The sequence below is a fragment of the Pseudomonas sp. BN606 genome (assembly GCF_029873115.1).
Classification (GTDB): Bacteria; Pseudomonadota; Gammaproteobacteria; order Pseudomonadales; family Pseudomonadaceae; genus Metapseudomonas.
Map to the genome: position 1 here is coordinate 12,707 of NZ_SSOF01000084.1, position 22,702 is coordinate 35,408.

Here is a 22,702-nt window from a genome sequence, read left to right on the forward strand (position 1 = left end):
CGCATGAAGTTGCCGTTGTTTCCGCTCAACACCGTGCTGTTTCCGGGCTGCACGCTGGACTTGCAGATATTCGAGGCGCGCTATCTGGACATGCTGGGGCGCTGCATGAAGCAGAGTGAAGGCTTCGGCGTTGTCTGCATTCTCGAAGGCCAGGAAGTGGGTGAGGCGGCCAGTCGGTTCGCCGCTGTCGGTTGTGAGGCGGTGATCCGCGACTGGCAACAGCGCCCCAACGGTCTGCTAGGTATTCGCGTGCAGGGCGGGCGGCGCTTTCATGTCAGCAAGGCGGAAGTGCTGCGCGATCAGCTGACGCTCGCCGAAGTCGAATGGCTGGCCGAGGAGCCCGAGCGCCCGCTGCGCGCGGAGCACGCCGACCTGGCGGCGCTGCTCAATGCCCTGGCCGAGCACCCGATGGTCCAGGGCCTGGGCATGGGCGGCGTAGTGGAAGGGCAACAGGCGCTGGCCAATCAGCTTTCCTACCTGCTGCCGTTCCACATCAAGGAAAAGATTCACCTGCTGACCCTGGGTGATCCCGATGAGCGCCTGGATTTTCTTCAGGGCCTGCTCGATCAGATGCAGGGCGAGTCCATCGCCTGAAGGAACCCCGCCATGCCTGATTGGGACAGCCACTAGTAGCGGTATCGCGCCAGCGCTTCCGGCAGGGCCCAGGTGGCGATGCCTCCGAGCAGGGCCAGGCAGGCCGGCAGGATCAGTACCCACACCCTTGGGCTCATGGCCGTCAATGGCGCTGCACGCTGCATCAGCGCAAGGCCGGCTGCCGAGATGCCGCCAGCCAGTAGGGCGCCGGCGATGACGTCCGTGGGCCAGTGCACACCGAGGTAGACCCGCGACAGGGCGATGGGTAGCGCCGACAGGCAGGCCAGCAGCAGCCAGGTCAGGCGCAGGCGCCCCGGCTGGCCGCGACCGGCGAGAATCCCCAGTACCAGGAAGAACGCGAAGGCCGCCGAGCTATGGCCGCTGGGGAAGCTGAACGTGGTTAGCGGTTCGACGAGTACCTCGGGCCGTGCCCGCGCGAAGAAGTGTTTGAGGACGGTGTTGGCCAGCCCAGTGATCAACAGGGTGCCAATGGCGAAGCAGGCTGGGCGCCACTGGCGCAGCAGCAACAGGAGGGCGCCGAGCATGGCACCGGCGAGCAACTGGGTGTTGAAGTCGCCAACGCGGGTGACCAGCACCATCAAATGATCGAGGCTGGCTCCGCGCTGTTCCTGAACCAGTGCCATCAGTCCCTGGTCCAGCGCCTGCAGGTGCGGCCAGCCGATCAATAGTGCGCCCAGGGCCGCCAGACACAGGCCGGCTGCCAGCGGGTTAGCCGAGCGTTTCTCGCGTAGCGTGCTGTGAACGATAAGGCCGAGCATGGCGATGATCGCGACTATCACGACCCCGGCCTCACTCCAGAAACCTTCCGGCAGCGGCAGGCGCAATGCCGCGCCGGTGGCCCAGCCAGGAACCAGGTAGGCCACGGCCCATCCGGCTGCCGCCAGCATGCTCACGGCGACGAAGCGCGGGAAAGGCATGTCGAGCATGCCTGCGACCATCGGCAGCATGGGGCGCAGCGGGCCAATGTAGCGGCCCACCAGCAGGCTGGCGATGCCGTAGCGCTGGAAGTAGCTCTCCGCGCCGCTGATCCATTCGGGATGGTCGCGCAGCAGTGGCAGGCGGCGAATGTTCTGGTGGAAGCGTCGACCCAGGCCGTAGGAGATCATGTCGCCCACCAGGCCGCCCGTGTAGGCCAGGAGCAGGGTTTCCCAGAGTTCCAGGGCGCCGCTGCCCGCCATCACACCGACTGCGAACAGCAGTGCGACGCCAGGGACGACGATGCCGGCGATGGCCAGGCATTCGATGCAGGCGATCAGGAAAATGGCCAGTCCCAACCATTCCGGGTTGGCGCCAAGCCAGGCGGTGACCTGGTCGAACCATTGGCTCATGCGTGTGTGTCCTCGATCAGCGTGTAGTCGCGTCCTTCGACCTGCCCGCGGCGCAGCGGGTTGCGCGTGCAATGGCGAGCGTAGGCGGCATCGACGAAGCGATAGGGCAGGTGCTCGTCGCGGCCGTGGGGGATTCCCAGGCGCGCGCTCTGGATGATGCAGGCGGGACGTTGGTCGACGTCTTCAACGAACAGACGCTGCCAGTCGAAGCGCTGGCCGTCCCAGTCGGGCACCTTCAGGCCAAGGGATTTGCACAGCAGCGTCTGGCCGGCGCAGAGGCGCTCGGCGGGGCGGGGCAGGCCCTGGGCGTCGGGGTTGTTGCGTTGCATGGCAGCCAGGGCATCGTCGGGGGATATGGCGTCTACCCAGGGGTATCCGGACTTGATCAGCACCGCGTTGCCGGCGCCATGGGCGCTGAAGTTCAGTGAGTCGCCGCCGCGGGAGTAATACATATAGATGTGCCCGCCATCGAGAAACAGGGCACGACGCTTGTGCGTGTAGCCAAGGGACGCGTGGCTGCCCTTGTCCACCAGATAGTAGGCCTCGGTCTCGATGATGCGGGCGGATAGCCAGCGATCGCCTGCCCGATGGCGTATCACCTTGCCCAGCAGCTCGCGGGCCACCCGTTGGGCATCGCGGTCGAAAAAGGCGTCGGTCAGCGGGCGGGCGCCAGGCCAGGGCAAACTAAGGATGGGATCGCAGGACATGGGGCTGTCGCAGGGTTACGGGTCGGAATAGGCTCGCGATTATACGGAAGCATGCTGAGCCGAAGCTGAACGCCAGCGTCGGAATCGTCACGCAAAATAACAAGAGCCCGTTGCCATGTCCCGAGCTGCCCGTCTCGACAGTGCGCACATCACGCCCAGTGCGCATTACACCGGTTACGTCTGGTATCGCCACCAGCTTGCCGAAGAACCCTTCGTTACGCCTTTCGGACGCTTCGCCCACGCGGCTCTGGCGCCGGTGAGCTGGGGCGCGCGAGTGGCTTTTGGGCTGGATGTCGAGCGCTTCCTGCTGCAACGCCATCTATTGATCGACGCCCTGCTGCACGAAGCTATCGAGCGGCGCGGTGTGCGCCAGGTGGTGGAGATTGCCTGCGGCCTGTCGCCCCGGGGGCGGCGTTTCTGCTCCCGCTATCCGGAGCTGCGATACCTGGAGGCCGACCTGCCGCCCATGGCTGCACGCAAGCGTCTGCTGCTCCATGAAGAGGGCTGGCTGGATGCGCGGCACCAGGTGCGCCCTGTGGATATCCTTGCCGAGCAGGGTGTGAATGACCTGCAGGCGCTGTTTTCCGGGCTGGATCATGAAGAGCCGGTGCTGGTGATCACCGAAGGCTTGGTGAATTACTTCGATCTGCCGGTGATAGAAGCCTTCTGGTGCCGCCTGGCGGGCGAGCTGAAGCAGTTTCCGTCTGCCACCTACCTCACCGATCTCTATCCTGACCTGCGCGAGCATCCGCGTTATCGCCAGCTGCGCTGGGGGATCGATCTTGTTGGCCGGCTGACCCGTGGCCGCTACTACCTCCATTATCGGGACGATGCCGCCATAACCAGCGGCTTCGAGGCTTGCGGTTTTAACGAAACTCGGGTGCATGACCCGAAAGAGCTGGCGACGACTCCGCAGGATGCCTGGCCGGCATTGGTGAGGGTGGTGGAGGCGCGTACGTGACGATGGGTTTTTGATGTGGGGGCGAATTTATTCGCGAATGAATTCGCTCCCGCGATGACGTGGCAGTTGTTGATCAGGCATAAGCCACGGCTCGCGGCTCCGCGTGCACAACCTGGGCTGCCAGCGCCTCGCTGGCCGCTGCGTCGGTGTGCGGGAAGACCAGGGCGAGGGCGTCGCCTTCATGGCGCAGGGGCAATACATCCAGTTCCGGCAAATCACCAGCCTGCAGGCGCCATCCACGCGAGGGCAGTGCGCTCGGCAGATTGCCGGCCACCAGGCCACCGAAGAACCCCAGTTCGTTAATCTCTACTGGCCAGTCGCCCCCTTCGTCGTGCAGCAACCGGCCGCGCCGGTTCAACGGGGCCACTCGCGGTTCCTGGCGTCGCTCCAGGCGCTCCAGGCGATTGCGGGCCAGGCGCGTGGCGCCGGAACTGGCAAAGGGCAGGGCGCTACCTAGCAGGAACGGACGATAGAAGCTGGCGCAGGCTTCGCGCTGTTCGAACTGGGCGAGGTGATCGCCATTGTGGATAAGGGCGCAGTCGGCGTCGGCACAGGCGGCGGCAAAGCCTGCGTGCTCCCAGGGTTGGGTGAAGTGATCGAATTCACCGGCCAGCACCAGGGTTGGGCACGCCGGGTGGCGTTCGAATCCGGGGAATGTAAGCAGGCGCTGGCTATTCTGCCGGTATCGTTCAAGTTCTTGCGGGGAAAGACGCTGCATCTGTCGCAAAAGTGCCTTGCGGAAGACCAGTGAGATACCGGTTTCTTCCAGGCGCAGTGGGTTGATCAGGCCGGTCAGGGCACCCTGGGCGAAGCGCTGGACCTGGCCTTCGGCAAGTAAATCCAGGCCTTCTTCCAGCAGTCGCCGGGCACCGGGGCGGCCGAATGCTGTGATTCCAGCCAGCAGTAGGCGCGCGCAATGCCGGGGATGGCGCACGGCGAACAGGGCTGCCAGGGCGGAGCCGTAGGACAGGCCGATTGGCATCAGTGGTGGTAGCCGGAGTTCGTCGGCGAAGGCAGAGATCAGGTCGGCCAGTTGTTCGAGCGAAAGCTCGGGCGCCAGTTGCAGGTTGCCGCCCTGGCTCGGGAGATCAAGCAGGATCACCGGATGGTGGGGCAGCAGTTCCTGCACCTCGGCGACAAAGGAGCGGAAGCTCTGAAAGGCGCCGCCGAGCATCAGGATCGGCTCGCGACCGTCTTGGGCGTGCTCGGAGAAAGCCTGGTAATGCAGTGTCCAGGGGCCGATCTGGAGGATGCGTGGCGCATCGTTCAGGTACTGAGGGACGAAGTCGGTCTGGTAACGCATGGCGGGTTCTCCGGCGCCGGGGCGCTTCTTGTTCTTGTGCGACGACTGCGATTGGAAGGTAAACAGCGGAGACACTTTTGTTTACCCAACCTTCGGGTGGGCGCGCTGGCCGGGTGTCACCGTCCCGTCCGCAGCCCGCCTGGGCCGAGGCTTGTGTCGTTACCGGCAAGCCCCATGGAATGGCCTGTCTACCATCCGCCCGGCGCCGCTGGGCGCGGGCGAGCGTGGCCGCTATAATCAGCCGCTTTCCTTTCGCCAGAACCCGAGACCATGACCGAGTCCGTTCTCGATTACATGACCCGCCTTGGCCGCGCCGCGCGCGCTGCCTCGCGCGTGGCCGCCCGTGCCAGCACCGCGCAGAAGAACCGCGCCCTGCTGGCTGCCGCCGATGCCCTGGATGCAGCCCGTGCCGAGCTGTCCGCCGCCAACGAGCAGGACCTGGCCAACGGCCGGGCCAACGGTCTCGAGCCAGCCATGCTCGATCGCCTGGCGCTGACCCCGGCACGCATCGACGACATGATCGAGGGCTTGCGCCAGGTCGCCACCTTGCCGGACCCCATCGGCGAGATCCGTGACATGCGCTATCTGCCGTCCGGTATCCAGGTGGGCAAGATGCGCGTGCCGCTGGGTGTGATCGGGATCATCTACGAGTCGCGGCCGAACGTGACCATCGATGCCGCCAGCCTTTGCCTGAAATCCGGCAACGCCACCATCCTGCGCGGCGGTTCCGAGGCCATCCATTCCAACCAGGCAATCGCCATCTGCATTCAGAAGGGGCTGGCCGAAGCCGGTCTGCCGAGCGAGCTGGTTCAAGTGGTGGAAACCACCGACCGTGCTGCCGTGGGCGCGCTGATCAGCATGCCGGAGTTCGTGGACGTGATCGTCCCGCGCGGCGGCAAGGGCCTGATCGAGCGCATAAGCCGTGAGGCCAAGGTGCCTGTGATCAAGCACCTGGACGGCATCTGCCACGTCTACATCGACGTTGCCGCCGACCTGGACAAGGCGATTCGCGTGGCCGACAACGCCAAGACCCAGCGCTACGCGCCGTGCAATACGATGGAAACCCTGCTGGTTCACGAGGGCATTGCCGCCCGCGTGTTGCCACCGCTGGCCGCCATCTACCGCGACAAGGGCGTGGAGCTGCGTGGCGACGCGGCCACTCGTGCCTTGCTGGGCAATGACGTGCTGGAGGCGACCGAAGAAGACTGGCGCACCGAGTACAACGCGCCAATCCTTTCGATCCGTATCGTCGACGGCCTCGACCAGGCCATCGAGCACATCAATGCCTACGGCTCGCAGCACACCGACGCCATCATCACCGAGAACTTCAGTGATGCCCGGCGCTTCCTCACCGAGGTGGACTCCGCTTCGGTGATGGTCAACGCCTCGACCCGATTCGCCGATGGCTTCGAGTACGGCCTGGGCGCGGAGATCGGCATTTCCACCGACAAGCTGCACGCCCGCGGGCCGGTCGGTCTGGAAGGTCTGACCAGCGAGAAGTACGTGGTCTTCGGCGACGGTCACGTACGCACCTGATGGGTAAGCGCATCGGTCTCTTCGGCGGCACTTTCGATCCTGTGCACATCGGTCATCTGCGCAGCGCCGTAGAGGTGGCCGAGCAGTTCGGCTTCGATGAGCTGCGTCTGATTCCCAGTGCTCGGCCGCCGCACCGCGACAGCCCGCGGGTGTCCGCGACCCAGCGACTGGAAATGGTGCAACTGGCGGTGGGCGGTGTCGCGCCGCTGGTGGTGGATGATCGTGAGCTCAAGCGCGAGCGCCCATCCTGGACGATCGAGACGCTGGAGTCCCTGCGTGCCGAGTTGGGCACCGATGACCAGCTGTTCCTGCTGGTCGGCTGGGATGCTTTCTGTGGACTGCCGAGCTGGCATCGCTGGAGCGAGCTGCTCGACCATTGCCACATCCTGGTCCTGCAACGACCGGATGCCGACAGCGAGGCCCCGGAAGACCTGCGTGACCTGTTGGCGGCGCGTAGCGCTGTCGATCCTCAATCCCTGCAGGGGGCAGCCGGGCAGATAGCTTTTGTCTGGCAGACCCCCTTGGCAATTTCCGCCACCCAGATTCGCCAATTGCTGGGGGAGGGGCGCTCGGTGCGCTATCTCGTGCCCGACGCCGTATTGGCCTATATCCATGCGCACGACCTTTACCGTGCGACGAACTGATTCACTGAGGTAGTTGAACCCGATGCAAAACGAAGAACTCGTCAAGGTCGCAATCGCGGCCCTGGAAGACCTGAAAGGTCAGGAAATCACCACTATCGACGTGCGTGGCAAGACCAGCATCACTGATTTCATGGTGATCGCCAGCGGTACCTCCGGCCGTCACGTCAAGTCCCTGGCCGAAAACGTGCTGGAGAAGGTCAAGGAGCAAGGCGTGCGTCCCCTGGGCAGCGAAGGCCTGGACGGCGGCGAGTGGGCCCTGCTGGACCTGGGCGATGTCGTGGTGCATGTGATGCAGGTCGCCACCCGGCAGTTCTACGACCTGGAGCGCCTGTGGCAGGGCGCCGAGCAGAGCCGCGCCCATCACAGCCACGAGTAAGCGGGGCGTCCTTTGCGTCTACGTCTGATCGCCGTTGGCACGCGGATGCCGCGCTGGGTGGAAGAGGGCTGGCACGAGTACGTCAAGCGCCTGCCTTCCGAGCTCAGCCTGGAACTGGTGGAGATCCCGCTGACCACGCGTGGCAAGAATGCCGACGTGGCGCGAATGATCCGCCAGGAGGGCGAGGCCATGCTGGCCAAGGTTCAACCGGGGGAACGCATCGTTACCCTGGAAGTCCAAGGTCGGCCCTGGAGCACCGAGCAACTGGCCGCTGAACTGGACCGCTGGCGCCTCGATTCGCGCACCGTCAACCTCATGGTCGGTGGCCCGGAAGGGCTGGCCCCGGAGGTTTGCGCGCGCAGCGAGCAGCGTTGGTCGTTGTCGCCGCTGACGTTGCCGCATCCGCTGGTTCGCATCCTCATCGGCGAACAGATCTACCGTGCCTGGACCGTGCTGTCCGGCCACCCCTATCACAAGTAAGCCCAGTCCATGCCGCAACCGATTCGCCTGAAGGACCATGAAAGAGACGCCCGTCTGGTGCGTCAGCGCGTGGTCGTGGGCGCGGTGGCGGTGGTGCTGCTGACCTGCGTACTGATTGCCCGTCTCTATTACCTGCAGGTGATCCAGTACGAGTACCACTCGACGCTGTCCGAGAACAATCGCGTCCATGTGCAGCCGATTCCGCCCACGCGCGGGCTGATCTTCGACCGCAATGGCGTGATCATCGCCGACAACCGGCCCAGCTTCAGTCTCAGCGTCACTCGTGAGCGGGCTGCCGACTGGGAGAAGACCCTCGATGTGATAGTCGAGGTGCTGCAGCTGACGCCAGATGATCGCGCACTGTTCGAGAAGCGCATGCGGCAGGGGCGGCGGCCCTTCGAGCCGGTTCCCATCCTGTTCGAGCTGACTGAAGAACAGATCGCTCGCGTGGCGGTGAACCAATTCCGCCTGCCCGGCGTGGATGTTGTTGCGCAGTTGGTGCGCCATTACCCGCAGGGCGCGCATTTCGCGCACTCCGTGGGCTATGTCGGGCGGATCAACGAGAAGGAGCTCAAGCAGCTCGATCCGGTGAACTACAGCGGTACGCACCACATCGGCAAGACCGGCATCGAGCGCTTCTACGAAGACCAGTTGCACGGAGAGGTGGGCTACGAGGAAGTCGAGACCAACGCCCGTGGCCGCGTGTTGCGCGTGCTCAAGCGAACTGACCCGAAGCCCGGCAAGGACTTGGTCCTGACCCTCGATGTGCGTCTGCAGGAAGCGGCCGAACAAGCTTTGGCCGGTCGGCGTGGCGCCATCGTCGCGATCGAGCCTTCCAGCGGTGACGTGCTGGCCATGGTCAGCCAGCCGAGCTTCGACCCCAACCCTTTCGTCACCGGCATCAGCTTCAAGGCCTATGCCGAATTGCGTGATTCCATCGACCGGCCGCTCTACAACCGTGTGCTGCGCGGCCTGTATCCGCCAGGGTCGACCATCAAGCCGATGGTGGCTGTGTCCGGCCTGGACGCGGGCGTGGTTACTCCGGCCTCGCGTGTGTTCGATCCGGGCTTCTACCAACTGCCGAACTACGACCACAAATACCGGAACTGGAACCGCAGCGGTGACGGCTGGGTGAACATGGAAACCGCGATCATGCGGTCAAATGACACCTACTTCTACGATCTTGCTCATAAAATGGGCATCGATCGCCTTCATGACTACATGAGCCGCTTCGGCTTCGGGCAGCGCGTGGCCCTCGATATGTTCGAGGAGTCTCCGGGCCTGATGCCGTCGCGTGACTGGAAACGTGCGCGCTATCGCCAGGCCTGGTATCCGGGTGAAACCCTCATTCTCGGCATTGGCCAGGGTTACATGCAGTCCACGCCGCTTCAGCTTGCGCAAGCCGTGGCGCTCATGGCCAACCGGGGAAAATGGATTCGTCCGCACCTGGCCAAGACCATCGAGGGGCAACCGCCGATCGACCCGAATCCGATGCCGGATATCATCCTGCGCGATCCGAAATACTGGGATGCAGGCCGCAACGGCATGGAACAGGTGGTCCACGGTGCCCGAGGTACGGCGCACAAGGTCGGCGCTTCCTCCGTCTACCGTATCGCCGGTAAGTCCGGTACCGCCCAGGTGGTGGCCATCAAGCAGGGCGAGAAGTACGACCGCTCCAAGGTGCAGGAACGCCATCGCGACCATGCCCTGTTCGTCGCATTTGCCCCGGCCGAGGATCCGAAGATCGCCGTGGCGGTGATGGTGGAGAACGGTGAGTCCGGTTCCGGCGTTGCCGCACCTGTGGTCAAGCAGGTGATGGATGCCTGGCTCCTCGGTGAGGATGGCCAGTTGAAACCCGAGTTCAGACCACCGCAGCCGCTGGCTGAACAGCAGAGCGCCATTCGATGAACAGCAACTTCGACCGCACCATCTCCCAGGAGGACGTGCTCAAGCGCCGCGCCACGCTCCTGCAGCGTCTGCACATTGATGGCTGGCTGCTGCTGATCATCCTGATGCTGGCGGCCGGTAGCCTGTTCGTCCTCTATTCGGCAAGCGGCAAGCATTGGGACTTGCTGATGAAGCAGGCCAGCTCCTTCGGTCTGGGTATCGGCGCGATGATCGTCATCGCCCAGTTCGAACCACGCTTCATGGCACGTTGGGTGCCCCTGGCCTATGTGATCGGCGTAGCGTTGCTGGTGGTGGTGGAAATCATGGGGCACACGGCGATGGGGGCCACTCGATGGATCAACATTCCCGGCGTGATCCGCTTCCAGCCCTCGGAATTCATGAAGATCATCATGCCGGCGACCATCGCCTGGTACCTGTCGCGGCACAACCTGCCGCCGAAGCTCAGGCACATCGCCATCAGTCTGGTGCTGATCCTGATGCCCTTCGTGCTGATCCTGAAGCAACCCGACCTCGGCACCGCCTTGCTGATCCTGGCTTCTGGCGCCTTCGTGCTGTTCATGGCCGGTCTGCAATGGCGCTGGATCGTCGGGGCTGTGGCTGCGGTGGTGCCAGTGGCGGTGGCCATGTGGTACTTCGTCCTGCACGATTACCAGAAACAGCGCGTACTGACCTTCCTCGATCCGGAGAGCGATCCGCTGGGTACTGGTTGGAACATCATCCAGTCAAAGGCCGCCATCGGATCGGGTGGAGTATTCGGCAAGGGCTGGCTGCTGGGCACCCAGTCGCACCTGGATTTTTTGCCCGAAAGTCACACGGACTTTATCATTGCAGTCCTCGGCGAAGAGTTCGGCCTTGTGGGCGCCTGCCTGCTGCTTCTGGTCTACCTGCTCCTGATTGGCCGTGGCCTGGTGATCACCGCCCAGGCGCAGACCCTGTTCGGCAAGCTGCTGGCAGGCAGTCTTACCATGACCTTCTTCGTATACGTGTTCGTCAACATCGGCATGGTCAGTGGACTGCTGCCGGTTGTGGGGGTGCCCCTGCCCTTCATTAGCTACGGCGGAACCCATCTGGTGACGCTGCTGTCAGGGTTTGGGGTGTTGATGGCGATTCATACCCATCGCAAATGGATCGCCCAGGTTTGAAACGAGTGAATGATTTGAAAGCACTGCGCAAATGGATGCAGTTGGCAGCCTCCGGGGCCGCCCTGGTGGGACTGCTGGGGGCAGCCGCACCTGCATTTTCCGGGGACTACGAGGGATCGCCGCAGGTGGCCGAGTTCGTCGCCGAGATGACCCGTGACTACGGTTTCGCCGGTGAGCAACTGGTGGAGCTGTTCCGTGAAGTGGAGCGCAAGCAGTCCATCCTCGACGCCATCTCCCGGCCTGCCGAGCGGGTCAAGCCTTGGAAGGAATACCGCCCGATCTTCATCACCCCGGCGCGAATCCAGAAAGGCGTGACCTTCTGGAGCCAGCATGCCGAGGCCCTGGCTCGTGCCGAGAAGGAATACGGCGTACCGGCCCAGATCATCGTCGCGATCATCGGTGTCGAGACTTTCTATGGTGGCAATACCGGAAACTTCCGCGTGATCGACGCGCTGTCCACCCTCGGCTTCGATTACCCACCGCGTGCCGACTTCTTCCGCAAGCAGCTCAAGGAGTTTCTCCTGCTGGCTCGCGAAGAGCAGGTCGATCCGCTGATGCTCAAGGGCTCCTACGCTGGCGCCATGGGCTTGCCACAGTTCATGCCGAGCAGCTTCCGCGCCTACGCCGTGGACTTCGACGGCGACGGCCACATCGATATCTGGAATAACCCGGTGGATGCCATCGGCAGCGTTGCCAGCTATTTCAAGCGCCACGGCTGGGTCGCTGGTGCACCGGTGGTCACCCGCGCCAAGGTTCGTGGGGATCGAATCGACGAAGGGTTGACCCAGGGGCTGGACCCGGTGAAGAACGTCGGCGATCTTAGGGCGCTGGGCTGGGCAAGCAGCGACGCACTGCGCGATGATGTGCCGGTTACGGCTTTCAAGCTGGAGGGTGACGAGGGGGCGGAGTACTGGATGGGACTTCCGAACTTCTACGTCATTACCCGCTACAATCGCAGCGTGATGTACTCCATGGCAGTGCATCAGCTATCCGAACTGCTGGTCAACGCAAGGGGCGGGCGTTAACCGATGCCACAACCGATAAGAGTCGCCGTCTATGGCGCCGTAGCATTGTTGCTGGCTAGCTGCTCGAGCAGCCGAGCGCCGGAACCGGTCCAACCCGGCGGGCAGATTTCCGGTCCCGGCGATTACGCGCGTCCACACAGGGACGGCGCGCCATGGTGGGACGTCGACGTCTCGCGCATTCCCGATGCCGTGCCCATGCCGCATTACGGCTCGATCAAGGCCAACCCTTATACCGTGCTGGGCAAGACCTACTACCCGATGAACGACGCGCGTCGTTATCAGGCGGTTGGCACGGCGTCCTGGTACGGCACCAAGTTCCACGGTCAGGCCACTGCCAACGGCGAGGCCTATGATCTATACGGCATGACCGCCGCACACAAGACCTTGCCGTTGCCAAGCTATGTCCGGGTGACCAACCTCGATAACGGCCGCAGTGTGATTCTGCGGGTCAACGACCGTGGTCCGTTCTACTCCGACCGCATCATCGACCTGTCCTTCGCTGCGGCGAAGAAGCTCGGCTATGCCGAAACCGGCACCGCCCGCGTCAAGGTCGAGGGCATCGATCCTCATGAGTGGTGGGCTGCCCAAGGTCGCCCGGTGCCCATGGTCCTCGCCCAGCCGAAGATGGCCGCTCAGGCGAAACCACAGGTCCAGCCCCAGCCTGTCGCCCAGATTGCCAGCGCGCCAATCGAGCAGTACACCCCGCCGCCGCAGCAGCATGCCGCCGCCGTCCTGCCCGTGCAGATCGACGCAAAAAAAAACGATTCACTCGCAGCGTCTGGCCTGTATCTCCAGGTGGGCGCCTTCGCCAATCCGGACGCTGCGGAACTCCTCAAGGCCAAGCTGAGCGAGACGGTGAGTGCGCCAGTCTTCATCAGCTCGGTCGTGCGCAACCAGCAGATACTGCACCGGGTACGCCTGGGGCCGATCGGAACTCAGGGTGAAGCACAAGACGTGCAGAACTCCGTGCGCCTGGCCAACCTCGGCCAACCCACCCTGGTGAAGCCGGACTGACGGCTTCTTCTTTTGCCCGCAAGGGCCTGTTAGACCATTAGCTACTTCTCAGAGAGACGGATGAACATCTTCAGCTTTGCCAAACGCTTACTTCTGCCCGCAGCCCTGCTCATCGTCGCGCCGGTCTCCATGGCGGCCCAGCAGATCATCCCGTCGCCGCCGCAACTGGCCGCCAAATCCTATGTGCTGATGGACGCCCAGAGTGGTCAGGTCCTGGTCGAGAACAACGGCGACCAGCGCCTGCCTCCGGCGAGTCTGACCAAGCTGATGACCGCCTACATCGCCACCCTGGAGATCCGCAAGGGCCAGATTGGCGAGTCCGACCCTGTCACCATCAGTGAGCACGCCTGGCGCACCGGCGGCTCGCGCATGTTCGTCCAGGTGAACACCCAGGTAACCCTGAGTGACCTGCTGCACGGCATCATCATCCAGTCTGGCAACGACGCCAGCGTGGCCGTAGCCGAGCATATCGCCGGCAGCGAAGACGCTTTTGCCGACATGATGAACACCACTGCCGAGAAGCTCGGCATGAGCAACAGCCACTTCATGAACGCCACCGGTCTGCCCAACCCTGAGCACTACTCCACTGCTCACGATATGGCGACCTTGGCCCGCGCGATCATCTACGAAGATCCTGTCCACTACGCCATCTACTCCCAGAAGGAATTCTTCTGGAACAACATCAAGCAACCCAACCGCAACCTGCTTCTGTGGCGTGACAAGACCGTCGACGGCCTGAAGACCGGCCACACTGACGAGGCCGGCTACTGCCTGGTGGCTTCCGCCGTACGTGACAACATGCGCCTGATCGCCGTGGTGTTCGGCACCAACAGCGAGCAGGCCCGTGCAGCCGAAACCCAGAAGCTGCTGACCTACGGCTTCCGCTTCTTCGAAACCCAGACCTTCTACCAGAAGGGTGCCGAGCTGGCGAAAGCCCAGGTGTGGAAAGGCGCCGTCCGCGAAGCCAAGGCTGGCCTGGCCCAGGACCTGACCCTGACCCTGCCGAAGGGCCAGATCAAGAAACTGCAGGCCAGCATGACCTTGAATCCGCAACTGGTCGCCCCCATCAAGCAGGGTGATGTAATCGGCAAGGTGGAGGTCAAGATGGAAGACCAGGTTGTCCACAGTGCCGACTTGATCGCCCTGGAAACCGTTGAGGAAGGTGGCTTCTTCCGCCGCCTGTGGGATAGCATCCGCCTGTTCTTCTACGGCCTGTTCAACTGACCTTCTGAGCCGACGCCTCTCACCCTGAAGGGGGACGGGGCGTCAGCATCGCGGACCACGAGTCCGCCGCCGCCATGACCGATACTCCTGACGTACAACCCCCGAAAATCGAGTTTCCCTGCGAGCGCTACCCTATCAAGGTGATCGGCGACTCTGGGGAAGGCTTTGCCGACCTGGTGATCGAAATCATCCAGCGCCACGCTCCTGACTTCGACGCTGCCACCTTGGTGATTCGCGATAGTCGTAATGGGCGATTCCTCTCGGTGCAAGTGTTGATCACCGCCACTGGCGTAGACCAGTTGCAGGCGATCCATGTCGACCTGCGTGCCACTGGCCGCGTGCATATGGTCCTCTAGTGACTTCTGCCGAACTCATCGTGCGATATCTGGGGTTGGTGGACTACCTGCCGACCTTGGAAGCGATGCGCCGTCTGACTACCGAGCGTGACGAGCGAACTCCCGACGAAATCTGGCTGCTGCAGCATCCCCAGGTGTTCACCCAGGGCCAGGCCGGCAAGGCTGAGCATCTGCTGGAGACGGGCGACATCCCGGTGATCCAGGTCGAGCGCGGCGGTCAGGTTACCTACCATGGCCCCGGCCAGCTGGTGGCTTACGTGATGCTGGATCTGCGTAGGCTGGGGCTGGGTGTGCGCGAGCTCGTGACGGCTCTTGAGCAGAGCCTGGTCGATGTAATGGCGATCTACGGTGTCGAGGCAGCGCCTAAGGCTGATGCCCCTGGCGTCTATGTCAACGGCGACAAGATCGCCTCACTGGGGCTGCGTGTCAGCCGCGGCTGCTCCTTCCACGGCCTGGCGCTTAACGTAGACATGGACCTGTCGCCCTTCTGGCGGATCAACCCTTGCGGTTACGCCGGGTTGAAGATGGTGCAGCTCAAGGACCTGATCGAGACGCCGCCGCAGCTCGATGAGGTGGCACAGCACCTTGAGCAGGCACTGCGCCGGCGGCTGGGTTACACGCAGTAGAGGCACTTCCCGGAAGAAAGAAGGCCCCTTCTCCCATCGGGAGAGGGGGCCTTTTCGTTTATTCAACCTCGCTGAACGCATCGCCGGGCTGGGCAGTTCCTGCTCAGCCCAGATTGAGCGCGGGAATGATACTCGGGTCCAAGGCCTGGCCCGGTACCGGTACCGGTGCAGCCAAGCCCAGGTTGTTCTTCTCGAACACCCGGTCGGCCCTGTAGCTGGAGCGCACCAGCGGACCGGCTGCGACTTCCATGAAACCCTTCTCCAGGCCGATATCGCGGAAGCGGTTGAATTCCTCGGGGCTGACCCAACGCTTGACCGGCAAGTGGTTGCGAGTGGGTTGCAGGTATTGCCCGAGGGTCAGGATGTCCACGCCAATTGCACGCAGGTCATCCATGGTCTCGATGACTTCTTCGTCTGTCTCACCAAGCCCGAGCATCAGGCTGGTCTTGGTCAGCACGTCCGGACGATGGCGCTTGGCATGCTCCAGTACGCGCAGGGTTTTCTCGTAGCCGGCACGCGGGTCGCGCACCACGTGGGTCAGGCGCTTGACGGTCTCGACGTTCTGCGCGAATACCTCCAGCCCAGAGTCCACCACTCGTTCGATGGCCTTGGAGTCGCCATTGAAGTCGGGGGTCAGGGCTTCCACGACCACCTTCGGCGTACGCTCCTTGATGGCGCGCACACAGGCAGCGTAATGGCTGGCGCCGCCGTCATCGAGATCATCGCGGTCCACCGAGGTCAGCACGATGTAGCGCAGCGCCATAAGCTCGACCGACTTGGCAGTGTTCTGCGGTTCTTCCAGATCCAGCCAGCCATTCGGATTGCCAGTGTCCACGGCACAGAATCGGCAGGCGCGAGTGCATACCGAGCCCATCAGCATGATGGTGGCTGTGCCGTTGGACCAGCACTCACCCATGTTCGGGCAATGCGATTCCTGGCACACGGTGCTGAGGCGATGTTCGCCAACATTGCGCTTGACCGCCTCGAAGCGGCTGCCGCCCGGTGCCTTTACCCGCAACCACTTGGGCTTGGGCTCGAACACCTGGGGTTCGGCCGAGGCGCGACGCTTCTGGCCATCCTTGATTGCGGTGATGCCCTGAGCAGTACGGAACTTTTCGCCGCTGGCGACGTGTTTGGACGAGTCTGTATCGGACATCGGAAATCTGGCTCCGCTGGTGGCTCCGTTGGCTGCCGCAGGGGCAAAAAGGGGTGGCGCAGTTTATCACAAAGGCGTTTGCACGAGCTCGCAGCCGTCTGGAGACGGGAGCGCGTGCTGTCGCGAAAAAGGGCTGGGCGCCTCAGCGCCCTTCACGTAACTGCTTGAGCAGATCCAGGTTTGGGTAGCCGTCTGCCGGCCAGCCCAGGCGTTGCTGGTAGCCGCGGATCGCCTTGCGGGTATTGGCGCCAATGATGCCGTCCGCAGCACCCGGGTTGAAGCCGGCACCGGCCAGGGACTCCTGCAACTCCACTCGTTCGCTGCGGCTCAGCGGACGCTCGTCGCGAGGCCAACTACCAGTGAGCTGGCCACGACCATCGAAGCGCTCGCCCAGCAGGCTGACCGCCAGGGCGTAGGACGAGGAATTGTTGTACTTGAGGATGGCGCGGAAGTTATCCAGCACGAGGAAGGCCGGTCCGCGGTGGCCGGCAGGCAAAAGCAAAGAAGCGCTGTCGTTGCCGAGGCCCGCGCCTTGCGGGCCGACTTGCACGCCCATCGCTTGCCATTGCGCCACGGGTTTACGGATGTCTCCGTCCGCGTGGGCGTAGTCGAAGCCCTGCGGCAATTGAACCTGCAGTGCTGCGGGTTGGCCTTTGTGCCAGCCTGAGGCCTGGAGGTAGTGGGCGGCGGAGGCCAGGGCATCGGCCGAGGAACTCCAGATGTCGCGGCGACCATCACCATCGAAGTCCACCGCATGGCTGTTGTAGGTTGTCGGGATGAACTGGGTCTGACCCATGGCGCCGGCCCAGGACCCAAGCATGCTGCCGGGCTGAATGTCGCCGTGTTGGAGGATCTGCAGGGCAGCCAGCAGTTGCGCGTGGGCGAATTCGGGACGACGGCCTTCGTAGGCCAGGGTGGCCAGGGAGCGGATCACCGACTTGTCGCCCATGAACTGGCCAAAGCTGCTTTCCATGCCCCAGATGGCCACCAATGGCTCGCGATCCACGCCGAATCGTTGCTCGATGGCGTCCAGCGTCGCAGCGTGCTCGGTAATCAGTGCCTGTCCCTTGCGCACGCGATAGGGAGAGATGGCGCCTTCCAGATACTCCCAGACCGGCCGTGTGAATTCGGGCTGGCTGCGGTCAGCGGTGATTACGCTCGGGTCCGGGGTAATACCGGCAAAGGCTCGGTCGAAGGTGCTGGCATCAATGCCTTGGGCCAAGGCCTGGCGGCGGAAGCCGTCGCGCCACGCGTTGAAGCTGATGGCGGGCATTTGCACCGGAATCTGTGCGGGCGTTGCGGCGGGTTTGCTGGCAGGCTGGCTCGCCTGGGGCAGGGGCGTAGTAGCGGATTTCTGGGCCGGTGCATCGGCGCAGGAGCTGAGCAGGGTGAGGGCAGAAGCCACGGCCAGGCTGCGGAACATCAGGCCGGGGACGGGGGCATCGAACATACGCAAGTCTCGAGGCAGACGAATCAAGCCGCGACCTTAACATGTCCGAGCCTTTTCAGACCGCTATAAGCGACGAAGCCTCCCAATCCTGGGAGGCTTCGCGGCGGTAACTTCCTTTGCCTTTCATGGGCTTTTCCTGGCGGCAGCGGAAGAGTGGCTGGGCTACCAGGGATTTGGCGCGGTCAGGTGCGCCTGGCTTGCGTTTCTTGGCCATGGCCGATCCTCGATGGGGCACGCATCAGTGCGGGCGCGCGCATCATCGGCTGCTGGTCAGAAGATGTCCAGCTATTCGGCCGCCAGCGGCAGGCGTTGGCCGGCCAGCAGCAGAGCAAGTCGAGCGAGACCGTTCCAGGGATCGCCCGGAGCCTGCCCCTTGATCTGCGCGTCGATGCGTTGGGCATCCTGCAGCAACTGGTTCCAGCGTGATGCCGGGTGACGTTGCAGGGCGCGGGTGACCAATGGGCGGCGCTTATCCCAGACCGGCGGCCGGGCAGCGGCAAAGGCTTTCTCCAGCGGCACGCCCTGGCTGTATTGCTGGGCCAGTCCACCCAGCAGGCGCAGTTCCCGCGCGAGCGCCCAGAGGATCACCGGAGGCTCTACGCCTTCGCCGCGCAGGCCTTCCAGCGTACGTAGGGTGTGGGCGGGCTCGCCGTTGAGGGCTGCGTCGATCAGGCCAAAAACATCGAAACGGGCGCTGTCAGCTACCGCGGCCTGGACCGTGGCGGCATCCACCTGGCCACCGTCGGCCAACAGTTTGAGTTTTTCGATCTCCTGGGCGGCGGCCAACAGGTTGCCCTCTACCCGTGCGGCGATCAGGTCGACCGCTTCCTGGTTGGCGGCCAGACCGGCCTGGGATAGGCGTTGGCGTATCCACTGCGGCAGGTTGTGGGCCTCGATGGGCCAGATCTGGATGAACTGGGCGTCGGGGCCGTCGATCAGGGCCTTGGCCCATTTGGTCTTCTGAGTGCTGCCGTCGAGTTTGGGCAGACTGAGCAGCAGCACGGTGTCTTCCGGCGGGCGGGAGAGGTATTCCAGAAGCGCAGAAGCGCCCTTGTCTCCCGGCTTGCCTGAGGGAAGGCGCAATTCCAGCAGGCGTTTCTCGGCGAACAGCGACAGGCTGGCGCCGGCTTCGAGCAGCAGGCCCCAGTCAAAGTTCGCCTCGGCGTTGAATACCTGGCGCTCGCTGAAATCCTGCGCACGGACGCTGGCGCGGATCGCGTCGCAGGCCTCCTGGCAGAGCAGCGGCTCATCGCCGCTGACGACGTAAACAGGCGCCAGTTGGCCCTGCAGGTGTTTGCCCAGTTGTGCGGGATTGAGTTTCATAGGCGCAAATGACTGGGGCCGCTATGCGGCCCCATTTACTCACTGGATGGGCAGTTGCAGCGGAGATTGCTGCGGTTGCCGGGCCTTCTCGGCCTGGCGTGCGGCTTCCATTGCTTCCGCTTCGGCCTGGGCCTTGGCTTCTGCAGTCTGCTGCAGCTGGTCGAGTTGAGCCGGGGTGATCAACTGCAGGCGCATGAGCATCTGCTGAATCATTTCCTGGCGCATTTCCACACGCAGCTGGGCGGCTTCCTGGTCGGAGCCGATCAGGTTGTTGCTGTCGAATACGTAGTACTTTTGTACGGTCAGCTTGTCGTTCATCAGCAGCAGGTCGTTGTTGCCGCGAATTTCGTACTGCAGGGTCTTGGTCAGTTCGTACTCTGCACTGCGCGCGCCAGAGGTGTAGGTGGCGGTGCGCTGGGTCTCGTCTTCGCGGGCCAGCACCAGAGTGTAGGGAGCACCGGCGTGGACGTTCACGCCGTTGTTTTCCAGCGCCTCACGCATTTCCTTGATGGTCTGGCCGTATTGGTTGCGAGCGGTTACGTCCAGTTCGTCCAGGGCGAACTTGGCGTCGCCTGTGCCGCGCAGTTGAAAACCGCACGCACTCAGCAGCACGGTAAGGCCCAGGACCAGCAGATTCCGTTTCTTCATTTCTTGCTTTCCCCTTGCGAGCAGTCCGGCACCACTCCCGGAGGAGGGCGCCGGCTTCGATCAGTTGGCGACGATATTGACTAGTTTGCCAGGCACCACGATGACCTTGCGGATGGTGAGGCCGTCGGTGAAGCGCAGCACGTTCTCGTTGGCGCGCGCGGCGGCTTCAACCGCTTCGCGGCTGGCGTCTGCCGGCACTTCGATATGGCCGCGCAGCTTGCCGTTGACCTGTACCACCAGTTGCAGGCTGTCTTGCACCAGGGCGGCTTCGTCCACGGTTGGCCAGGCGGCGTCGATGACTGCACCGGTGTGGCCCAGTTCGCGCCAGAGCTCGTGGCTGATATGCGGAGTGATGGGCGCCAGCAGCAGGGCGATGGTTTCCAGGCCCTCCTGCAGCAGGGCGCGGTCTTCGGCGCTGGCCTGGGGAGCCTTTTCCAGGACGTTCATCAGGGTCATCACGGCGGCGATGGCGGTGTTGAATTTGTGGTGCTGGCCAATATCCTGGCTGGCCTGCTTGATGGCCAGGTGGATGGCGCGATGCACGCCTTTCTGCTCATCGTTCAGGACGCTGCGATCCAGCGCGGACGGCAGGCCGGCAGCGACGTGGGACTGGGCCAGTCGCCAGACGCGACGCAGGAAGCGGCTGGCGCCTTCGACGCCGGAGTCGGACCATTCCAGGCTCATGTCCGGCGGCGAGGCGAACATCATGAACAGGCGGCAGGTGTCGGCGCCGTAAGCATCGATCATTGCCTGCGGGTCCACGCCGTTGTTCTTCGACTTGGACATCTTCTCGGTGCCGCCGATTTCCACCGGCAGGCCGTCGGTTTTCAAGCGGGCGCCGATGATCTTGGCCTTGGCGTCGCGCTCGACTTCGACATCAGCCGGGTTAAACCAGTCCTTGCCGCCATTGGCTGCAACGCGATAGTAGGTTTCTGCGACGACCATGCCCTGGGTGAGCAGGTTCTTGAACGGCTCGTCGGAGCTGACCAGGCCTTCGTCACGCATCAGCTTGTGGAAGAAGCGTGCGTAGAGCAGGTGCAGGATGGCGTGTTCGATGCCGCCGATGTACTGGTCCACCGGCAGCCAGTGGTTGGCTGCGGCCGGGTCGACCATGCCTTTGTCGTAGTTCGGGGAGGCATAGCGGGCGAAGTACCAGGAGCTTTCCACGAAGGTGTCCATGGTGTCCGTTTCGCGCTTGGCCGCAGTGCCGCATTTGGGGCAGCTGCAGGCGTAGAACTCGGGCATCTTCGCCAGCGGACTGCCAGCGCCGTCCGGTACCACGTCTTCGGGAAGGACGACCGGCAGTTGGTCTTCCGGCACTGGAACATCGCCACAGCTCGGGCAATGGATGATCGGGATCGGGCAGCCCCAGTAGCGCTGACGGCTGATGCCCCAGTCGCGCAGGCGGAATTGGGTGCGGGCCTGGCCCAGGCCTTTCTTCTGCAGGGCAACTTCGATGGCGTCGAAGGCGCCTTGGTAGTCCAGGCCGTCGAACTCGCCGGAGTTGATCAGTTGGCCATGCTCGCCATAGGCGTCTTGCCACGGGGCCGGGTTTTCGTCGCCGGAGGATGTGCGAACTACCGATTTGATCGGCAGGTTGTACTTGTGCGCGAAGGCGAAATCGCGCTCATCGTGGGCCGGTACGGCCATCACGGCGCCTTCGCCGTAGTTCATCAGGACGTAGTTGGCAACCCAGACCGGGAGCTTCTCGCCAGTCAGCGGATGCTCGACGAACAGGGGCGTGGGCAGGCCCTTCTTCTCCTGGGTGGCGATGTCGGCTTCGGCAACGCCGCCGCGCTTGCACTCATCGATGAAGGCTTGCAGTTCAGCGGCCTGGGCGGCCGGCAGCTTCTGCACGGCGAGGGTCGCCAGCGGGTGCTCGGCTGCAACGGCCACGTAGGTGGCGCCCAGCAGGGTATCCGGACGGGTGGTGAAGACTTTCATTGCGCCGGCCTGGCCAATGCTGGCCTGGTCGTAGGGGAAGCTGACTTCCATGCCGCGGGACTTGCCGATCCAGTTGCGCTGCATGGTCTTGACCTGCTCGGGCCAGCCATCCAGGTCGTCGAGGCTGCTCAAGAGTTCATCCGCGTACGCGGTGATCTTGAAGTAGTACATCGGGATCTCGCGCTTCTCTACCAGCGCACCGGAGCGCCAGCCGCGACCGTCGATGACCTGCTCGTTGGCGAGGACCGTCTGGTCTGCCGGGTCCCAGTTGACGGTACCGTTCTTGCGGTAGATCACGCCTTTTTCGAACAGCTTGGTGAACAGCCATTGTTCCCAGCGATAGTAGTCAGGCTTGCAGGTGGTGACTTCACGGGACCAGTCGATGGCGAGGCCCAGGCTCTTCAGCTGGGTCTTCATGTAGTCGATGTTCTCGTAGGTCCACTTTGCCGGCGCGACGTTGTTCTTCATCGCGGCGTTTTCCGCCGGCATACCGAAGGCGTCCCAGCCCATGGGCTGCAGCACGTTCTTGCCCAGCATGCGCTGGTAGCGGGCGATCACGTCACCAATGGTGTAGTTGCGCACGTGCCCCATGTGTAGCTTGCCGCTCGGGTAGGGGAACATCGACAGGCAATAGAAGGTGTCCTTGCCGGGCTGCTCACTCACTTCAAAGGATTTATGCGCGTCCCAGTGGGCTTGCGCGGCGGCTTCGATTTCGCGGGGCTGATACTGTTCGTGCATGGCTACTGGCGCTGGAGGATGGAGTTCCCTGGGGCCGGTTGCGCTGGCCGTGGCCGCGGTGCCGGACCCTGGAGGAAAAGGAAATTCAAGCGCCGTAGCATACATGACCCCCGCCGACCGAGGGAAACCCTGAATGCACGGGTGGACGTCCGTCGCCAATGCCGGCGCCGTTTGTCGCGGGCACCTTGCAGCAAGGAA

General features: G+C 63.6%; 22 protein-coding genes. 13 read left to right on the top strand and 9 right to left on the bottom strand.

The annotated features are described in order from the left end of the window. Window positions 1-3: 3 nt before the first annotated feature. Window positions 4-594: an LON peptidase substrate-binding domain-containing protein gene (locus E8E75_RS26675; protein ID WP_120653134.1), complete on the top strand. Its 591-nt coding sequence runs from the start codon at window positions 4-6 to the stop codon at window positions 592-594. A 32-nt stretch (window positions 595-626) separates the two neighbouring features. On the opposite strand, the gene E8E75_RS26680 is transcribed toward E8E75_RS26675, so the two are convergent. Together E8E75_RS26680 and E8E75_RS26685 are read right to left on the bottom strand one after the other, a co-directional pair. Next, the gene (locus tag E8E75_RS26680) at window positions 627-1,943 is read right to left on the bottom strand and encodes a bifunctional DedA family/phosphatase PAP2 family protein (RefSeq protein WP_153921484.1); all 1,317 of its coding nucleotides are present in this window, start codon (window positions 1,941-1,943) and stop codon (window positions 627-629) included. Further along, window positions 1,940-2,650, bottom strand: coding sequence for a DNA-3-methyladenine glycosylase (locus E8E75_RS26685; protein WP_120653132.1), 711 nt, complete (start codon window positions 2,648-2,650; stop codon window positions 1,940-1,942). The genes E8E75_RS26680 and E8E75_RS26685 overlap by 4 nt, the downstream gene beginning before the upstream one ends. 115 nt (window positions 2,651-2,765) lie before the next feature. Here E8E75_RS26685 and E8E75_RS26690 point away from each other — a divergent pair, with 115 nt between their 5' ends. Then, complete coding sequence (locus E8E75_RS26690; RefSeq protein ID WP_120653131.1) at window positions 2,766-3,611, top strand: class I SAM-dependent methyltransferase; 846 nt, start codon at window positions 2,766-2,768, stop codon at window positions 3,609-3,611. Between the two features lie 73 nt (window positions 3,612-3,684). Here E8E75_RS26690 and E8E75_RS26695 read toward each other — a convergent pair whose 3' ends face one another. Then, a complete protein-coding gene (locus E8E75_RS26695) occupies window positions 3,685-4,914 on the bottom strand; it encodes an alpha/beta hydrolase (protein ID WP_120653130.1) in 1,230 nt (409 codons plus the stop codon). 270 nt (window positions 4,915-5,184) lie between these two features. Here E8E75_RS26695 and E8E75_RS26700 point away from each other — a divergent pair, with 270 nt between their 5' ends. The 11 genes from E8E75_RS26700 to lipB all read left to right on the top strand — a co-directional run bounded on the left by E8E75_RS26700 (window position 5,185) and on the right by lipB (window position 15,245). After that, window positions 5,185-6,450 (top strand): glutamate-5-semialdehyde dehydrogenase, encoded by a 1,266-nt coding sequence (locus E8E75_RS26700; RefSeq protein WP_153921482.1) that lies wholly within the window; start codon window positions 5,185-5,187, stop codon window positions 6,448-6,450. After that, complete coding sequence (gene nadD / locus E8E75_RS26705; protein WP_120653128.1) at window positions 6,450-7,094, top strand: nicotinate-nucleotide adenylyltransferase; 645 nt, start codon at window positions 6,450-6,452, stop codon at window positions 7,092-7,094. The genes E8E75_RS26700 and nadD overlap by 1 nt, the downstream gene beginning before the upstream one ends. 22 nt (window positions 7,095-7,116) lie before the next feature. Further along, on the top strand, window positions 7,117-7,470 hold the full coding sequence (gene rsfS / locus E8E75_RS26710; protein ID WP_120653127.1) for a ribosome silencing factor: 354 nt from the start codon (window positions 7,117-7,119) through the stop codon (window positions 7,468-7,470). Window positions 7,471-7,482: 12 nt separating this feature from the next. Then, window positions 7,483-7,950 (top strand): 23S rRNA (pseudouridine(1915)-N(3))-methyltransferase RlmH, encoded by a 468-nt coding sequence (gene rlmH / locus E8E75_RS26715; protein ID WP_044872302.1) that lies wholly within the window; start codon window positions 7,483-7,485, stop codon window positions 7,948-7,950. A 9-nt stretch (window positions 7,951-7,959) separates the two neighbouring features. Further along, window positions 7,960-9,858 (top strand): penicillin-binding protein 2, encoded by a 1,899-nt coding sequence (mrdA, locus tag E8E75_RS26720; protein WP_120653126.1) that lies wholly within the window; start codon window positions 7,960-7,962, stop codon window positions 9,856-9,858. Further along, entirely contained in the window at window positions 9,855-11,000 is a 1,146-nt protein-coding gene (gene rodA / locus E8E75_RS26725) for a rod shape-determining protein RodA (RefSeq protein WP_153921480.1), read from the top strand. The genes mrdA and rodA overlap by 4 nt, the downstream gene beginning before the upstream one ends. 14 nt (window positions 11,001-11,014) lie before the next feature. Further along, window positions 11,015-12,025 (top strand): lytic murein transglycosylase B, encoded by a 1,011-nt coding sequence (gene mltB / locus E8E75_RS26730; RefSeq protein ID WP_153921510.1) that lies wholly within the window; start codon window positions 11,015-11,017, stop codon window positions 12,023-12,025. 3 nt (window positions 12,026-12,028) lie between these two features. After that, a complete protein-coding gene (locus E8E75_RS26735) occupies window positions 12,029-13,039 on the top strand; it encodes a septal ring lytic transglycosylase RlpA family protein (protein WP_120653123.1) in 1,011 nt (336 codons plus the stop codon). A 60-nt stretch (window positions 13,040-13,099) separates the two neighbouring features. Beyond that, window positions 13,100-14,263: a D-alanyl-D-alanine carboxypeptidase family protein gene (locus tag E8E75_RS26740; protein ID WP_120653122.1), complete on the top strand. Its 1,164-nt coding sequence runs from the start codon at window positions 13,100-13,102 to the stop codon at window positions 14,261-14,263. Window positions 14,264-14,337: 74 nt separating this feature from the next. Continuing rightward, on the top strand, window positions 14,338-14,619 hold the full coding sequence (locus E8E75_RS26745; RefSeq protein WP_120653121.1) for a DUF493 domain-containing protein: 282 nt from the start codon (window positions 14,338-14,340) through the stop codon (window positions 14,617-14,619). After that, window positions 14,619-15,245, top strand: a complete 627-nt coding sequence (lipB, locus tag E8E75_RS26750; protein WP_120653120.1) for a lipoyl(octanoyl) transferase LipB — start codon at window positions 14,619-14,621, stop codon at window positions 15,243-15,245. The genes E8E75_RS26745 and lipB overlap by 1 nt, the downstream gene beginning before the upstream one ends. 103 nt (window positions 15,246-15,348) lie before the next feature. Here lipB and lipA read toward each other — a convergent pair whose 3' ends face one another. From lipA to leuS, 6 genes are all read right to left on the bottom strand, one after another. Next, window positions 15,349-16,401: a lipoyl synthase gene (gene lipA / locus E8E75_RS26755; protein WP_153921478.1), complete on the bottom strand. Its 1,053-nt coding sequence runs from the start codon at window positions 16,399-16,401 to the stop codon at window positions 15,349-15,351. Window positions 16,402-16,543: 142 nt separating this feature from the next. Then, window positions 16,544-17,851: a lytic murein transglycosylase gene (locus E8E75_RS26760; RefSeq protein ID WP_120653118.1), complete on the bottom strand. Its 1,308-nt coding sequence runs from the start codon at window positions 17,849-17,851 to the stop codon at window positions 16,544-16,546. Window positions 17,852-17,906: 55 nt separating this feature from the next. Further along, entirely contained in the window at window positions 17,907-18,065 is a 159-nt protein-coding gene (gene arfA, locus E8E75_RS26765; protein ID WP_120653117.1) for an alternative ribosome rescue factor ArfA, read from the bottom strand. 71 nt (window positions 18,066-18,136) lie between these two features. Beyond that, window positions 18,137-19,174 carry a DNA polymerase III subunit delta gene (gene holA, locus E8E75_RS26770; protein ID WP_153921476.1) on the bottom strand — a complete coding sequence of 346 codons (1,038 nt, stop codon included), beginning with the start codon at window positions 19,172-19,174 and terminating at the stop codon, window positions 18,137-18,139. A 39-nt stretch (window positions 19,175-19,213) separates the two neighbouring features. Then, on the bottom strand, window positions 19,214-19,822 hold the full coding sequence (gene lptE / locus E8E75_RS26775; protein ID WP_120653115.1) for an LPS assembly lipoprotein LptE: 609 nt from the start codon (window positions 19,820-19,822) through the stop codon (window positions 19,214-19,216). Window positions 19,823-19,882: 60 nt separating this feature from the next. After that, window positions 19,883-22,504 carry a leucine--tRNA ligase gene (gene leuS / locus E8E75_RS26780; protein WP_153921474.1) on the bottom strand — a complete coding sequence of 874 codons (2,622 nt, stop codon included), beginning with the start codon at window positions 22,502-22,504 and terminating at the stop codon, window positions 19,883-19,885. Window positions 22,505-22,702 lie beyond the last annotated feature (198 nt).

Bases quoted from the DNA above. Each gene is read 5' to 3' on its own strand.
- E8E75_RS26675 (WP_120653134.1), top strand. From the start codon at position 4: ATGAAGTTGCCGTTGTTTCCGCTCAACACCGTGCTGTTTCCGGGCTGC.
- E8E75_RS26680 (WP_153921484.1), bottom strand. From the start codon at position 1,943: ATGAGCCAATGGTTCGACCAGGTCACCGCCTGGCTTGGCGCCAACCCG.
- E8E75_RS26685 (WP_120653132.1), bottom strand. From the start codon at position 2,650: ATGTCCTGCGATCCCATCCTTAGTTTGCCCTGGCCTGGCGCCCGCCCG.
- E8E75_RS26690 (WP_120653131.1), top strand. From the start codon at position 2,766: ATGTCCCGAGCTGCCCGTCTCGACAGTGCGCACATCACGCCCAGTGCG.
- E8E75_RS26695 (WP_120653130.1), bottom strand. From the start codon at position 4,914: ATGCGTTACCAGACCGACTTCGTCCCTCAGTACCTGAACGATGCGCCA.
- E8E75_RS26700 (WP_153921482.1), top strand. From the start codon at position 5,185: ATGACCGAGTCCGTTCTCGATTACATGACCCGCCTTGGCCGCGCCGCG.
- nadD (WP_120653128.1), top strand. From the start codon at position 6,450: ATGGGTAAGCGCATCGGTCTCTTCGGCGGCACTTTCGATCCTGTGCAC.
- rsfS (WP_120653127.1), top strand. From the start codon at position 7,117: ATGCAAAACGAAGAACTCGTCAAGGTCGCAATCGCGGCCCTGGAAGAC.
- mrdA (WP_120653126.1), top strand. From the start codon at position 7,960: ATGCCGCAACCGATTCGCCTGAAGGACCATGAAAGAGACGCCCGTCTG.
- rodA (WP_153921480.1), top strand. From the start codon at position 9,855: ATGAACAGCAACTTCGACCGCACCATCTCCCAGGAGGACGTGCTCAAG.
- E8E75_RS26735 (WP_120653123.1), top strand. From the start codon at position 12,029: ATGCCACAACCGATAAGAGTCGCCGTCTATGGCGCCGTAGCATTGTTG.
- E8E75_RS26740 (WP_120653122.1), top strand. From the start codon at position 13,100: ATGAACATCTTCAGCTTTGCCAAACGCTTACTTCTGCCCGCAGCCCTG.
- E8E75_RS26745 (WP_120653121.1), top strand. From the start codon at position 14,338: ATGACCGATACTCCTGACGTACAACCCCCGAAAATCGAGTTTCCCTGC.
- lipA (WP_153921478.1), bottom strand. From the start codon at position 16,401: ATGTCCGATACAGACTCGTCCAAACACGTCGCCAGCGGCGAAAAGTTC.
- E8E75_RS26760 (WP_120653118.1), bottom strand. From the start codon at position 17,851: ATGTTCGATGCCCCCGTCCCCGGCCTGATGTTCCGCAGCCTGGCCGTG.
- arfA (WP_120653117.1), bottom strand. From the start codon at position 18,065: ATGGCCAAGAAACGCAAGCCAGGCGCACCTGACCGCGCCAAATCCCTG.
- holA (WP_153921476.1), bottom strand. From the start codon at position 19,174: ATGAAACTCAATCCCGCACAACTGGGCAAACACCTGCAGGGCCAACTG.
- lptE (WP_120653115.1), bottom strand. From the start codon at position 19,822: ATGAAGAAACGGAATCTGCTGGTCCTGGGCCTTACCGTGCTGCTGAGT.
- leuS (WP_153921474.1), bottom strand. From the start codon at position 22,504: ATGCACGAACAGTATCAGCCCCGCGAAATCGAAGCCGCCGCGCAAGCC.